The 14,046-nt window shown below is 61.6% G+C and carries 11 protein-coding genes; 8 read left to right on the forward strand and 3 right to left on the reverse strand.

From position 1 onward, the window contains the following. Window positions 1-14: 14 nt before the first annotated feature. Window positions 15-1,238, forward strand: a complete 1,224-nt coding sequence (locus ABIE35_RS16625) for an acyl-CoA dehydrogenase family protein (protein ID WP_354516864.1) — start codon at window positions 15-17, stop codon at window positions 1,236-1,238. Window positions 1,239-1,264: 26 nt separating this feature from the next. Here ABIE35_RS16625 and ABIE35_RS16630 read toward each other — a convergent pair whose 3' ends face one another. From ABIE35_RS16630 to ABIE35_RS16640, 3 genes are all read right to left on the reverse strand, one after another. Beyond that, a complete protein-coding gene (locus tag ABIE35_RS16630) occupies window positions 1,265-2,092 on the reverse strand; it encodes a DUF1684 domain-containing protein (protein ID WP_354516624.1) in 828 nt (275 codons plus the stop codon). A gap of 230 nt (window positions 2,093-2,322) precedes the next feature. Next, a complete protein-coding gene (locus ABIE35_RS16635; RefSeq protein ID WP_354516626.1) occupies window positions 2,323-3,762 on the reverse strand; it encodes an Ig-like domain-containing protein in 1,440 nt (479 codons plus the stop codon). A gap of 95 nt (window positions 3,763-3,857) precedes the next feature. Beyond that, window positions 3,858-4,634 (reverse strand): hypothetical protein, encoded by a 777-nt coding sequence (locus ABIE35_RS16640; protein WP_354516628.1) that lies wholly within the window; start codon window positions 4,632-4,634, stop codon window positions 3,858-3,860. A gap of 167 nt (window positions 4,635-4,801) precedes the next feature. On the opposite strand from ABIE35_RS16640, the gene ABIE35_RS16645 reads away from it, so the two are divergent. From ABIE35_RS16645 to ppc, 7 genes are all read left to right on the forward strand, one after another. Then, window positions 4,802-6,373, forward strand: a complete 1,572-nt coding sequence (locus tag ABIE35_RS16645; protein WP_354516630.1) for a sigma-70 family RNA polymerase sigma factor — start codon at window positions 4,802-4,804, stop codon at window positions 6,371-6,373. A 105-nt stretch (window positions 6,374-6,478) separates the two neighbouring features. Further along, the gene (locus ABIE35_RS16650; RefSeq protein ID WP_354516632.1) at window positions 6,479-7,393 is read left to right on the forward strand and encodes a PIG-L family deacetylase; all 915 of its coding nucleotides are present in this window, start codon (window positions 6,479-6,481) and stop codon (window positions 7,391-7,393) included. Further along, window positions 7,393-8,316, forward strand: a complete 924-nt coding sequence (locus ABIE35_RS16655; protein WP_354516634.1) for an ATP-grasp domain-containing protein — start codon at window positions 7,393-7,395, stop codon at window positions 8,314-8,316. Before ABIE35_RS16650 ends, ABIE35_RS16655 begins: the two co-directional genes overlap by 1 nt. Continuing rightward, window positions 8,313-9,590 carry a glycosyltransferase family 2 protein gene (locus ABIE35_RS16660; RefSeq protein ID WP_354516636.1) on the forward strand — a complete coding sequence of 426 codons (1,278 nt, stop codon included), beginning with the start codon at window positions 8,313-8,315 and terminating at the stop codon, window positions 9,588-9,590. The genes ABIE35_RS16655 and ABIE35_RS16660 overlap by 4 nt, the downstream gene beginning before the upstream one ends. After that, the gene (locus tag ABIE35_RS16665) at window positions 9,587-10,687 is read left to right on the forward strand and encodes a hypothetical protein (RefSeq protein ID WP_354516638.1); all 1,101 of its coding nucleotides are present in this window, start codon (window positions 9,587-9,589) and stop codon (window positions 10,685-10,687) included. The genes ABIE35_RS16660 and ABIE35_RS16665 overlap by 4 nt, the downstream gene beginning before the upstream one ends. 43 nt (window positions 10,688-10,730) lie before the next feature. Then, window positions 10,731-11,045 carry a hypothetical protein gene (locus tag ABIE35_RS16670; protein WP_354516640.1) on the forward strand — a complete coding sequence of 105 codons (315 nt, stop codon included), beginning with the start codon at window positions 10,731-10,733 and terminating at the stop codon, window positions 11,043-11,045. Window positions 11,046-11,163: 118 nt separating this feature from the next. Next, on the forward strand, window positions 11,164-13,962 hold the full coding sequence (gene ppc / locus ABIE35_RS16675) for a phosphoenolpyruvate carboxylase (protein ID WP_354516642.1): 2,799 nt from the start codon (window positions 11,164-11,166) through the stop codon (window positions 13,960-13,962). Window positions 13,963-14,046 lie beyond the last annotated feature (84 nt).

The following is a 14,046-nucleotide window of genomic DNA, read 5'->3' on the forward strand; positions in this document are numbered from 1 at the left end:
GCTCCGCAAGTGTGATGGCTTCCTCGGTGGCGGGGTTGCCCACCGCGGACTTCTTCGACTTCGAGTCGCTGCTCAGCGTCCAGGAACAGCGGAAACTCAACGAACTCCGGGCCTTCCTTGCCTCGGAAATCGCCCCCTACGCCGGGCAGTGGTGGGAAAAGGCCGAGTTCCCGGAGCACATCCTGCCGAAGCTCGCGGCGCTACGGCTCAGTGCGCCGGCCCAACGGGGGTACACGCACCTGTTCGCTGGCCTGGTGATCGCTGAAATGACCCGGGTGGATACCTCGATCGCCACGTTCTTCATGGTCCATCACGATCTCTTCGTTGAGTCGTTGTACGACTTCGGGAGCGACTCACAACAGGACCGCTACCTCGACGACGCCTCAAACCTGCGCACCACCGGCGCCTTCGCGCTCACCGAGCCGAACCATGGGTCCGATGTGGCAGGTGGCATGGAGACCACGGCGCGCAGGGTCCAACGGGAAGCCTCCGACGGCGGTGACTACTGGGTGGTCAACGGCGCCAAACGCTGGATTGGCAACGGGACGTTCTGCGACTACATGTTGGTGTGGGCCAAAGACGAAGCCGACGGAGCTATCCGCGCTTTTATCGTTGACGCTTCCCTGCCTGGCATCACCCGCAGCCGCATTGAAAACAAGATCGCGCTGCGGACGGTGCAGAACGCCGACATCCGGTTCGTGGACGTCAAAGTCGCCGAATCGGATCGCTTCGCCGGGATCAGCAGCTTCTCCGACACCAACCATCTGCTGCGAGGCTCCCGGATCATGGTTGCCTGGCAAGCCGTAGGCCAGCAATTGGCGGCGTTTGACGTTGCCCGACAGTACGCCGTCGAGCGGATGCAGTTCGGGAAGCCGCTCGCCAAATTCCAACTCATCCAACAACACCTGGTAGACATGCTGGGAAACGCTGTAGCCAGCATGGGGATGATGGTGAGGATCGCCCAGCTGCAGGAAGACATCTCCACGGATGCCCAAGGCATTCGGCATGGCGGAGCCGACATGGCCCAGGTGGCCCTCGCCAAGGCCTACTGCAGCGCCCGGATGCGGGAGACAGTGGCTATGGGCCGGTCCATTCTGGGCGGAAACGGAATTGTCACCGACTACCGGATCGCCAATATCTTCGCCGACGCCGAAGCCATCTACACCTATGAGGGCTCCTACGAGATCAATTCGTTGATCGTTGGCCGCGCAGTGACGGGGGTTTCAGCAATCACCTAGCCGGGGTGGCCTTGGCGGTCCGTAATTTAGTCTTGGGGGAGTTTCTCGCCGGCTTCCACGCGTACATCGATCGAATTGCCCCGCACCGGCATGGGGCATGTGCCGTACGGGGTGAAGGCGCTGGGGTAGTTGATGCTGCGGTTGAAGTCGATCACAACGGACCCGTCCGGGCGGGGGCGGGGAATGAAGACTTTTCGCCATTCGTCCGTGGTGGCGCCGTTGGTCTCATCGTGGAAGGTCACATTGAGGGCGCCCAGCTTCTCTTCCTCTGCGTGGAGCCGGATTTCATGGGGGACGCCCGGTACCCGGAAAACGACCTCTCCTACTGAGCGATGGACCCCGTCCACCAAAGGATTAGCCGTGCCGATGGGAACATCGCGAGGCTCCCCGTACGCTTCGAAACGTCCTTGGATGACCCACTCGGGGTTGTAGTCGTAGCTGGGAACGCCTTGGAACTCCGTGAGAACGGGAGAGCTGTTGTCCCGGGTGCGGATGGCGTACTTGTCCGCACGCATGGCAAGTTCCACCACAACTTGTTTACCGTCGACGCCACCGTACTGAACCCACATCAGTGACTCTTCATCCTGCAGGACTGCGCTCACTGTCCCGTCCACGGGCCCGCCGGTCTGGACGAACGTGAGGCCATCCGCTGCGCTCGCCGAAAGAAAAGCGGTAGAACCGTCAGTTGACCAGAGGCCAGGGGCGAGTTCCACCTCGGCCGGGTCCGACTCCAGCCACTGGAACGAGGTCAGGGTCAGCCAGCCGTGCTCGGTTGCCAGCGCCGTGTGCCGGCCTGCGCGGAACCGCTCCCAACGGGCCAGCTGGGCATCGGTTGCTGTGGTGGGCGAGCTCATGGGTCTCCTCGGCTTGTCTAAGCGGCACGTGGCGTGATTGCACTTTCCTCAACTATGCGCCGGGCGAGGGCATTCCCTGAATTCGAGTCGATGCCGCGGGCGCAGCTGCATTGGAACGGCTCGCGCTGGCCCCCAACCCATGCCAGCGCGAGCCGAGATTGAAGAACCGGCTGATGGGCTGGACATCAGATGCCCCGCCCATCAGTCGATCCCGCCCTCAGCAGGCCTTGTTAGTGCGACCTGCGGCCGGACCGGCGTGATCCCGCGAAGGCGAGCAACGATCCGACAGCCAGGAGCGCGGCCGCTACGAACGCGAATGCCACTCCCTGCGTGCCCGTGTTTGCCAGCGGTTCCGCAGGCTCCTCTGCCGCAGGCTCCGACGGGTTTTCCGTGGGCGCCACAACCAGGGGTTCGGTGGTCACGACAATCGGCTCATCCGTTTCAGTGGGCATGGACGTGGCGGTGGGAGTGGTGGTGCTGGGGCTTGGTGTGGGTGTTGCGGTGGTGGTGCTTGGGCTTGGTGTGGGTGTTGCGGTGGTGGTGCTGGGGCTTGGTGTGGGTGTTGCGGTGGTGGTGCTTGGGCTTGGTGTGGGTGTTGCGGTGGTGGTGCTTGGGCTTGGTGTGGGTGTTGCGGTGGTGGTGCTTGGGCTTGGTGTGGGTGTTGCGGTGGGCGTGGGGGTTGCGGTCGCCGGCGGCGTGGGCAGGGGTGTGCCGTTGCCTGTGCCACTTCCGCTGCTCCGGCGGGTCTGGGCCGCCACAGGTGTTTCCTGCCCCGAGATTGTGACAGTTCCGCTGTTCTCGTAGACGTTCAATGCAGCATCGGTCACGTAGGTCACAACGTAGAGCTCCACATGAAGACCTTCGGGAAGGCCAGTCCAGCTCGCCGTGAGTTTCTGCGGAGTGCAGTCGAGGGTTGCAGGGTACTGCTCGTTGGCATAAGGCTCGGTGATGTTCCCGTCGTCGTTCAAGACGCGTCCAACGCGGGGTGTGACCCGGCTGCAGTCGATCTCCATGCCTGCAGCCGGGGTATCGGTAACCACTACATCGTTGGTCTTCGCAGCCATCGGCGGCATGTAGAAGATCGACTCAAGAACTGTCTGGGCGGGATCAACCCACCACATGGCCTTGCCTGCTTCTGTCGGGAGGGACGGACCGCACTCCGACGTGCAAGGCTGAACAGCCACTGGTACGCGCAGCACTGTGGAGCCGACATTAAAGCTCAGTTCTTCAATTTCGCTGTCACCGGGATCAACCGAGTACTGGGTGCTGAAGGAACACGTTCCTCCGACATTGAGGGGCTGTTCTGCCACAAAGTCCGTCAGAGTGAAAACCACCAGGCCTGAGTCGTTTGCCATTGCGGTGGCCACTGTTTCGCCGTCAGGATTCTGCAGATCAAATTCTGTGACGCCAAACCACCGCAGTTGCGGGGGCAGCTGGATGCTGAAGGTGTCACCTGGCCGGGAGTTGTCCGGCACGGACCATTCACACGTCAAATCCACTTGGTCCCACTGACTGGAAACTACTGATTCCGTCCTCAGGGTGATTTCCGCGTCCGTCAGCTCTGCAGCGTTGGCGGGCAAGGCAGACAGGCCCAGCCCCAGGACGGCCATGACAACCGCCAGAAGTGCGGCCACCAATGACGCGGTTTTTAGATGGATCTGATTTTTCATGTGCTGGATAATCCTTAGAATCCGTGGTGAGATGCTCCGTCAGTAGATGAGTGTTGGGCCATGGTGGTTCGTGACGGCGTCAAACGGGAGCCGGCCTACTTTGTTTCGCAGGATGAATCCTGAGCTGCTGTTGCCGTGGCGGCGGACACTGCTGCAGCAGCAGAAGACAGCGGGTAGAACCGCAGCCGAGCAGGGCCCAGGGTGCCATCCCCCAGAGCTTCCAGCGCGGCTTTGCACTCCACCAGCCTGCACAGGTTGCTTTCACTGAAAGGGAACAGCACATGCACGGCGGAGTTTTGGTACATGGCCATCGCTCCGGTGCCATGCAGTTGCCCTTTAACGGCTTCTCCCAGCCGGGCCAAGAGGGTCCAGCAATGGCTCCGGCTGTCTCGAGGCCCGGCGATGGAGATAATGGCCATGGCATGCGCGGCCTGGCAATCGGGCCCGGTCCCCATTGATGAGACTTCATGGATCCGTCTCTGGAAGTGTGCTTGCGTAGCCAGTCCTGTGTAGACATCCGTGCACGAGATCGGCGGTGCCGTTTCCGCAACCTCGGCCCAGCCTTCCGCCACTGACTGCAGGGCATCGACGTCCAGCGTCCTCTCCGCGGCTGAAAAGAGTGCCCGGAAATCAGTCATGGTCTCACCGATACCCACGCCATTCCTGGCCCGCGCGGCGCCGAGCGATTTTGCTGCAGGTGCCGGAACGGATGCGCTGTCCGCCAGTGAGGTGACGACGGTCCGGACTTCGGGCAAGAACCAGTCGGCATGGAATCGCCACCCTGTCTGGTAACTGGTGGTCTGCCATCTACGCAGCAAAAGGTGCCGCGAGAACGTGCACTCTGCGAATGATTTTGTCCGGAACGATGTCATATCCGAAGAGTGTGCGGAGAAGCCGTTTCGTGACGAAGCGGACGGCAAAAATCGTTGCTAAAGACAGTGTATAAACCGCGTCACGTCTTGCCGCCTACCCCCACTCAATAGATATGGGCAGAATTACTTACGGTTTGGGGGTGCCTTAGATGGCACGAAGGTCACAAGTGGACAGTCAAGTGGACGTCGATGTCGACGTCGATAGCGACGCACACCTCATTGGAATGGTCCGTGCCGGTGAGATGTCCGCATTCGACGGGCTCTATGCGCGCCACGTTTCCATCGCCTCCGCCGTAGCCAAGCGCAACGTGGACAATCCGAGCGATGCCGAGGACGTAGTTGCTGAGGCGTTCCAGTCCGTGTTGCAAAGCCTGGTGGCAGGGAAAGGACCGGATACCTTCTTCCGGGCGTACTTGTTGTCCACGGTAACCCGGCTGTCCCACCAACGGAATCGAAAAGCCGGCAAGGTACTGCCAAGCAGTGACGAGTCTGTCCTGGACCAAACGCTGGCCGAATCCGATTCAGCAGTCAGCGCCTTCGAATCACAAACAGTGGCCAAAGCGTTCCGTGCCCTGCCGGAACGGTGGCAGGCTGTCCTGTGGTACCTGGACGTTGAGCGCATGAAGCCGGCGGCCGTCGCTCCTATTCTTGGGCTGTCTGCCAACGCGGTTTCCGCACTGGCGCTCCGAGCACGTGAGGGGCTGAGGCGGCATTACCTTCAATTCCACATCGCAGATCAGCCTGATGATGGGTGTGCTGCGTTCGTCACGAAACTGGGTAACTACATCCGGGGCGGACTCTCCACTGCTACGGAGCGCAAAGTTCGCGAGCATCTGAACGGCTGCTCCAAATGCACTGCAGCCCTTGCAGAACTGAAGGACGTCGAAAACAGCATGAGGGTGGTACTTCTTCCGCTGGTGACGGGTATCCCAGTGGCTGCGTGGGCGGCGAAAGGGGGCGGGCTGGGCATCCTTGGCGGGATGGCGCCGGCAAAGGCGGTGCTGGTTGTTCCCACCCTTGCCAAGCCCGCCGTGATGGCCGTCATTGCAGCGGCAGGCGTGGGGCTGGTCTTGGGAGCAGTGGGAATAGTGGACCAACTAACCCCTGACGCCTACATGGAAGAGCGTGCCGTCGAAACCGGCGCCCCTCCCTTGAAGACGGGCCCAGCGCTCGTTTCACCTTCAGCGTCCCGAACCAGTACGCCGGCCCCTACTCCGTCGGCCGTGGTTCAACCGGCGCCGGCGGAGACCAGCCCTCCGGTGTCAGTGCCGGAGCCGTCAACGGAGCCCGTGGCACCACCAATTCCGGAGCCGGAGCCGGATCCCGTTCCGACGTCCACCCCCACCACACCTGCACCAGTTCCCTCCGCGGTGCCCTCGCAATCTGAACGGGCACAGGTCTCCGGTACCGCCAGGCGCACCTCTGAGGGCTACTTCCGCGGCACTGCCATGGAAATCGACTTCAGTGCCTCAGGCACCCGGCCCTTGGGCGCAGGTACGGCTGTGTTTGCAGTGGGCCGGGATTCACGAATCCTGGAAAGCTCCATTGAGGCACCGGAAGGATGGTCGTGTTCCATGGCGGGTGGCACGGAAGTTACGTGCAACACGGCTTCAGTCCAGCGCAGCGATCTGCACTTCCACGTGACTGTGCAATCCAAGCGCCATAAGTCCAACGGCGTACTGAGGTACTCACTGAGCGGAAGCGGCCTGGCCACGGGGGAGTTTGAGTACCGCTATTAAACGGATTCATAGGCAGCGTCACGAATCTCCTTCCCCGCCCACTACTTCTACGGCGGTCTCCGGAGATGGGAGCCGTGCTAATTCGCTACGCATTATGGGGGCATTATGGAAGCAACGCTGTTCTCCGTTGCTGGTTTGTTGGGGATTCTGGTGGCTGGCTGGGCTTTGGTTCCAGCCGGCCGGAACTGGTTTGCACGGAAGTTCAGTTCACCGAACAGGCTCCGTTGGACGTTGGCCGGTTTGGGAAGTTTGCTGCTGGTAGCCCTTGCGGGGTGTGCAGTCGGACGGACGCATCCTTCCTGGCTGAATACGGTGGTTGTGTTTGCCGGCGCAGGGCTGATTGTTGCCTGCCTTGCTGCTCCGGCGTTTCGGATCCGCTATAGGGTGGCTGCCCGGCCTCGAAGGGTGCTCGCCATCGGAGCGCACCCTGATGATCTGGAATTGGCCTGTGGTGCCACGCTGGCCAAGTTGTCCGACGCCGGCCATGACGTCAGGACAATGGTGATGAGTACCGGGAGCAAGGGCGGAGACAGCAGAGTCCGCGTAACCGAGGCTGCTGCAGGCTCGGACTTCATGGGCGCCACTGCAGTGCAGGTCCACCATTTCCAAGACACCAACTTGTCCGAGCATGGGCAGGAGATGGTGAAGGCGATCGAGGAAGCCATTGAGGACTTCCATCCGGACGTTGTCATCACGCATTCCCGCAATGACTACCACCAGGACCACCAAGCGGTCCATAGTGCCACTATGCGGGCGGCGCGGCGGCACTCCTCCATTCTGTGTTTTGAGAGTCCGTCATCCACTCGGCAGTTCGACCCCAGCGTTTTCGTGGACATTGCCGGGTATGTGGACGTAAAAATCCATGCCGTGGGCATGCACCGGAACCAAAAGGGCAAGCCGTACATGAGCGCTGAAAGGGTCCGCAGTCTCGCGGCCTTCCGGGGCTCACAGGTCAAGACCAGTTATGCAGAGGGCTTTGAACCTGTCCGGTTGCTCGGCTCTGCCGTAGGGGAGTTCTGATGGTACGCGTGCTGGTGACGGGTGTTGGCGGGCCGGCAGGGTATTCGTTGGCACGTCAATTGGTGGACCAAGGACATTGGGTTCTGGGCGTCGACATGAAACAGGTCAACGCTTCGGCGGCGGACGCAGTGTCTGTGGTGTCACCCTCAAGTGCACCCGGCTACTTATGGGAACTGCGCGGACTCGTAGCCGCTCATGAGATAGAACTGGTGGTGCCAACCGTCAGCGACGAGCTGGTGATGGTGGCTGAGGCCCGGGATGATTTCGCTCCGGGAGTCGAGATCCTGATCGCGGACCCGACTCCAGTTCGGATCGCGAATGACAAATACCTCACCATGAAGTGCCTTTCCGACGCCAATGTGGGAGTTCCGGATTTCGCGTTGCCAGGGGATTTCAGTTCAATCAATGAGGCGATGGCCCGTTTTGGCGGATCGTTGGTGGTCAAGCCGCGGGTATCGCGTGGTGGACGCGGAGTCCAGGTCCTGGAAAGGGCTGCCGACGGCGGAAGAAACGCCGCGCGCGTATGGTCCTCATTGGATGATTCCTGGATCGTGCAGCGCTTTGCGCCGGGCACAGAGTACGCGCCTGTGGTGTTTCGGCCCTGGCAGGAGTCGGAGCAGGACGATCTTGTGGTCGTGCTGGAGAAGACAGAGCTTAAACAGGGCCGCGTCGGCAACGCGCTCTCGGTCAGGAGAGTGGATACGCCGGAGGCTCCCGACATCGCCCGGATAGCGGCTGCAGCCTCCGCCGCACTGGGCCTGGCTGGTCCCGTCGACGTTGACGTTCGCCGCATGTGGGACGGAACTCCGGTAGTTCTGGAGATCAACGCCAGATTTGGTGCCAACAGTGCCTACGCCCCGGAACTCCTGGAACGGGTCCTGCGGAGTTATGCCCCCGGGCCAATGATGGGACGGGCTGTGTGAGTTTGGTTGACGCGGCCATGGTGTTCGTCCAGTGTGGTGGCTTGGTGATCCTGAGTTTCGGAGCGGTCAAGATCGCCTACGTTCCACTGGCCTTGTATTTCAACTGGTTCCACCGCTCCAAACCTCCAAAGCATCGCTATTCGGTTCTCAGCCAGCGGCCCTTGGTGTCGGTAATCGTCCCCGGCTACAACGAAGCCGTGGTCATCACCAAATGCGTCGAGTCGATCCTGGCGAGCAGGTATCTGCGGCTTGAGGTCATTCTGGTAGACGACGGCTCCACCGATTCCACCGCACGCATCATGGCGGGACTTGCGGAGCAGTATGACAGGGTGCGCTTCCTGTCGCAGACGAACGCCGGAAAGGGTGCCGCGCTCAACTATGGAATCGCCGCAGCGCACGGCGACATCCTGATGTTTGTTGACGCTGACGGGATCTTTGCCCCGGACACACTCATGAACATGCTGGAAGGATTCGACCATCCAAAAGTGGGAGCGGTGTGCGGCGATGACCGGCCTGTGAACCTCAACCGTGTCCAAACCATGATGCTTGCCGTCCTGAGCCACGTTGGCACTGGCCTGGTCCGCAGGGCCCTTTCCTTGTTGCACTGCCTGCCCATTGTTTCCGGGAACATTGGCGCCTTCCGGAGCGAACTCGTGAGGCAAGTGGGCGGATTCCACGAGGACACCCTTGGCGAAGACCTCGAACTGACGTGGAGGGTCTACAAGGCTGGCTACCGGGTGCGATTCCAGCCCAGCGCGCTGGTCTACGCTGAGTCGCCCTCCACCGTGGGAGGGCTCTGGCGCCAGCGCGTACGGTGGTCCCGCGGGTTGCTGCAAACACTCCGGATGCATGTCGGGATGCTCGGACGGCGTCGATACGGCCTGTTTGGCATGTTCCTGGTGTTCAACGCCATCACTATGGTGGTGATCCCCGTGCTGCAACTGGCCATCTTGGTGGTCCTGCCCTTCCTCTACATTGCCGGTGAAGGCCCGGTCCCTGGCCAGGTCTTCGCGATTCTTGGTTGGTTGGGCCTTTTCGTGTCTCTGGCCTTGGTGTGTTTTTCCATTGGCCTTAATCGGTCCTGGCAGGATTTGCGGTTCCTTTGGACTTTGCCGTTGTGGCCCTTCTATTCGGTGTTCGTAGGACTGGCGTTGGCCAGCGCAATCGTCAAGGAGATCCGTGGCACCCCGGCTAAATGGAACAAGTTGCAACGCACCGGTGTCATCAGCGTGATTGCTGCCGAGGCCAAACTCGGGAAAGAGGTGAGCGCGTGAACCGCGCAGCCTCAGTGATCGCAGGCGCAGTGCTGGCCTCGGCCATGACGATGGCCTCGTGCGCCGGGGAACCACTTCCCAAGCCTGCGGACCGTATGGTCAACCTGGGCTTTGAGGACGTGGTGAACAGCGAGCCCGGCTACCTTGCCAAACTCTCAGAGCGTTTGGACTCAGTGAATGCCACGGCGGTGTCCATCTCCGTTGGACGCACCGATTGGACAGCCTTCCCGTGGCCGGACCAATCCGGGGCGGAATCCAGCGAGGTTTCCCAGTCAGGCCGGGACTTCGTGGCAGAGTCCATCACGGCGCTGGAGACTGCGGATGACGGAAGCAATCGCGATGTGATCTTGACCATCGACGTCCTATTGGACCGTGCGCTGAAGGAAGATCCTGCCTTGGCCGGGATGGACGTTGAGGGGGTGGCATCCGGGTCCTTTGCGAGTGTGTGGTCATTGAGGCACGGTGCGGCCGGTACCCGGCTGGCTTCCCTCGCCGCTGCTGTCGCAAAGAAGTACAGGCCCTCGGCCGTGAACCTTACAGAGCTCATGTTCGACGACTTCACTTTCGGCGGCAACGATCTCAAGGACTTCAAAGTCACCACCGGCTCCACGGACTGGCCCCGCAACGGTGATGGAACCATCGACACTTCAGACCCACGCATCCATACTTGGCGCAGCGAAGCCATGGCGGACATCGTGCGCAAAGTGCGCGCCGCCGTCGAACCTTTTGGTGTCAACCTGGACATGGATGTGCGCTCGCCGCGCGATGCGCCGTCCGGAGACCGGGCGGACAGCGGACATGACTACGATCTCCTACTCAAGCTGGTAGACCGGCTTCACGTGTGGGAGTACGTCGGGCTCAACAGCGAACGGTCTCCGAAGACCCGGGAGTTGGCTGAATCCATGAACCGCCGCGCGGGCTCCCGTATGTCCTTGTCGGTGGGTCTTTGGTCCAATGAGGGCCGGATATCGGCGGGAGAGTTCGGTACGGCTTTGCGGGAGGCGGCGCTCGGCGGGGTCACTTCGGTGTCCGTGACACCTGCCAGCCTCATGGAGGACCAGCACTGGGAGGAACTGAGGAAGGCTTGGGCTGGGTAGGTGAGGACTGTTGAGCCGATTCCCCGCGGAGTACGCTGACCGCATGGGGATGGACGCAGTCATTGCAATCCTGGTCAGTGGTGCCCAGATACTCGGCTCCATTTGGGCCGGCACGGGTCTTGTTCAACGGGGCGTCCCAGCGAAAGGTGCTACAGGCACGCTGGGGAGTGTCCTCTCCATGATTGAACCCGCTACCGGTGCGCCTACCAGGGTAGAGGCGGCTGCTGCGATCGAAGAAATGCGGCAGCGCAGGCACGAGAAACTCTCCGCGGGGCCCGGTTTGGTGCACGACGAGCTGATGAGCGGGAAGGTGGTCCTGCCTGGGCGGGCCGATCCAAAACGTGATGCCAAAATCTGAGACGCATTCCATGGGTCGAGTTCGGGGCGGGTAAGATCCCGTAGGAAACCCTAGTAATCCGGCTCACAGTATCCAGCGCAGTGTACGGGCCAAAACCAGATCCCGAAGGTATGCATCCATGGTTCACACTGCCCCTCAAGACACCGATCTCGCTGCCGAACTGCGCGCTGACGTGCGCCGCGTTTCCACCCTCCTGGGTGAATCGTTGGTTCGCCAGCACGGTCCGGAACTGCTTGCCCTCGTGGAGCAGGTCCGCCTGCTGACCAAGGAATCCAAGGAAGCCGCGCGCGGCGGTGCTGATGCCACCGGGCCTTGGAGCGCGCACGACGTCGTTGCCCAGGTCCGCGAGTTGCTCGCCTCCCTGCCGCTGGACCAGGCGACAGATTTGGTGAGGGCCTTTGCGTTTTACTTCCACCTCACCAATGCGGCGGAACAGGTCCATCGTGTCCGTGGCCTCCGCACCCGGCAGGAAAAGGACGGCTGGTTGGCCAAAGCCGTTTCCGAGATCGCCGGCCAAGCGGGTCCCCAGGTCTTGCAGGACGTGATCAACGAACTCGATGTCCGCCCCATTTTCACGGCACACCCCACGGAGGCTTCACGCCGTTCCGTGCTGGATAAGGTCCGCAAACTCTCCGATGTCCTTGCCGAGCCCACTGCGGATGGCACGTCCGCGCGGCGCCGGCAGGACCGGCAGCTCGCCGAAATCATCGACCAGATGTGGCAGACCGATGAGCTGCGCCAGGTCCGCCCCACGCCTGTGGATGAGGCACGGAACGCCATCTACTACTTGAACAGCATCCTGACCGACGCCATGCCGGAAATGCTGACAGACCTGTCTGAGCTTCTGGCCGAGCATGGTGTCGCACTTCCAGTGGCCGCCGCGCCGCTGCGGTTCGGTTCGTGGATCGGTGGTGACCGCGACGGCAACCCCAACGTCACAGCTGCTGTCACCCGGGAGATCCTGCAGCTGCAGAATCAGAACGCCGTGCGCATCAGCATTGCCTTGATCGACGAACTCATTTCGGTCTTGTCCAACTCCACGGCACTTTTTGGGGCCGACCAAGTACTGCTGGACTCGATCGCCGAGGACCTCAAGAACCTTCCGGGGCTGGACAAGCGCATCCTTGAACTGAACGCCCAGGAGCCGTACAGACTCAAGCTGACGTGCATTAAGGCCAAGCTCATCAACACTGGACGCCGCGTTTCCGCGTCGACCTATCACGAGCCTGGCCGCGACTACGCCGCTACCTCCGAGCTGCTGGCAGAGTTCGGGCTGTTGGAGGACTCGTTGCGGAACCACTCAGCCGCGCTGGTGGCAGATGGTGCTCTGGCCCGTGTTCGCCGGGCTATCGCTGCCTTCGGCCTGCATCTGGCAACGCTGGATATCCGTGAGCACGCCGATTACCACCACGACGCTGTTGGCCAGCTTGTGGACCGACTCGGTACGGAGAGGCCGTACGGCGACCTCAGCCGTGAGGAGCGCTTTACTTTCCTGGGCGCAGAACTGGCCTCCCACCGCCCCCTCTCCGGGCACCCCATCAAGCTGGAGGGTACTGCCGACGGCACGTATGACGTCTTCCGGAGCATCCGGCAGGCACTCCACACGTATGGGCCGGACGTAGTGGAGACCTACATCATTTCGATGACCCGGGGCGCTGATGATGTCCTTGCCGCGGCCGTCCTGGCCCGTGAAGCCGGACTGATTGACCTTTTCGGGGCCAAGCCACACGCCAAGATCGGGTTTGCCCCGCTGCTGGAAACCGTGGAAGAACTGCGCGCTTCTGCTGAGATCGTGGACCAGTTGCTGTCCGATCCGTCATACCGGGAACTTGTCCGTCTCCGCGGCGATGTCCAGGAGGTAATGCTGGGCTACTCCGATTCCAACAAGGAATCCGGCGTGATGACCAGCCAATGGGAAATCCACAAAACCCAGCGTAAACTGCGCGATGTTGCGGCCAAACATGGTGTGCGCGTCCGCTTGTTCCATGGCCGCGGTGGTTCAGTGGGCCGCGGTGGCGGACCGACATACGATGCCATCATGGCGCAGCCGAACGGCGTCCTTGAAGGTGAAATCAAGTTCACGGAGCAAGGTGAGGTCATTTCGGACAAGTACTCCCTGCCCGAACTGGCACGCGAAAACCTTGAGTTGTCCCTTGCGGCGGTGATGCAGGGCTCGGCCCTGCACCGGACTCCGCGTACTTCGGAGGACGAGCGCGAGCGCTACGCGAACGTCATGGAAACCATCTCCGACGCAGCATTCGACCGCTATCGCACACTGATCGACGATCCCGAGTTGCCGGCCTACTTCCTCGCCTCCACCCCGGTAGAGCAGTTGGGTTCGCTGAACATCGGATCGCGCCCGTCCAAGCGTCCGGATTCCGGCGCAGGCCTTGGGGGGCTGAGGGCTATCCCATGGGTCTTCGGTTGGACCCAGTCCCGGCAGATCGTTCCGGGTTGGTTCGGTGTGGGTTCAGGCCTGAAGGCTGCCCGCGAGGCAGGTAACACCGACCAGCTCCTGGAGATGATGGACCGCTGGCACTTCTTCCGCTCGGTCATTTCCAATGTGGAGATGACGCTGGCAAAGACTGATATGGAAATCGCCGGCCACTACGTTTCGTCGCTGGTCCCGGAGGAACTTCACCGCCTGTTCCACATGATCCGTGACGAGTACGAGCTCACCGTGGCCGAAATTGAGCGGCTTACAGGCGAGATCGAACTCCTTGATGCCCAGCCCACGCTCAAGCGTTCCTTGGAAATCCGCGATCAGTACCTGGATCCCATTAGCTACCTGCAGGTGGAACTGCTCCGCCGCGTGCGCGAAGAGTCCGTGTCCGGAACCGAGATCGACGAACGGCTGCAGCGGGCCATGCTCATCACGGTCAACGGTGTGGCCGCGGGCCTGCGCAACACCGGCTAACAAACGCTCACTCACATCCCTCGGGGTTTCAAGGATCCCTCGCTCATTTGGTGAGAGAGGGATCCGCCCAAGGGCGCGGGATGC

The sequence above is a fragment of the Paenarthrobacter sp. 4246 genome, from assembly GCF_040546855.1.
Classification (GTDB): domain Bacteria; phylum Actinomycetota; class Actinomycetes; order Actinomycetales; family Micrococcaceae; genus Arthrobacter.

Bases quoted from the DNA above. Each gene is read 5' to 3' on its own strand.
- ABIE35_RS16625 (WP_354516864.1), top strand. From the start codon at position 15: ATGGCTTCCTCGGTGGCGGGGTTGCCCACCGCGGACTTCTTCGACTTC.
- ABIE35_RS16630 (WP_354516624.1), bottom strand. From the start codon at position 2,092: ATGAGCTCGCCCACCACAGCAACCGATGCCCAGCTGGCCCGTTGGGAG.
- ABIE35_RS16635 (WP_354516626.1), bottom strand. From the start codon at position 3,762: ATGAAAAATCAGATCCATCTAAAAACCGCGTCATTGGTGGCCGCACTT.
- ABIE35_RS16640 (WP_354516628.1), bottom strand. From the start codon at position 4,634: ATGACATCGTTCCGGACAAAATCATTCGCAGAGTGCACGTTCTCGCGG.
- ABIE35_RS16650 (WP_354516632.1), top strand. From the start codon at position 6,479: ATGGAAGCAACGCTGTTCTCCGTTGCTGGTTTGTTGGGGATTCTGGTG.
- ABIE35_RS16655 (WP_354516634.1), top strand. From the start codon at position 7,393: ATGGTACGCGTGCTGGTGACGGGTGTTGGCGGGCCGGCAGGGTATTCG.
- ABIE35_RS16670 (WP_354516640.1), top strand. From the start codon at position 10,731: ATGGGGATGGACGCAGTCATTGCAATCCTGGTCAGTGGTGCCCAGATA.
- ppc (WP_354516642.1), top strand. From the start codon at position 11,164: ATGGTTCACACTGCCCCTCAAGACACCGATCTCGCTGCCGAACTGCGC.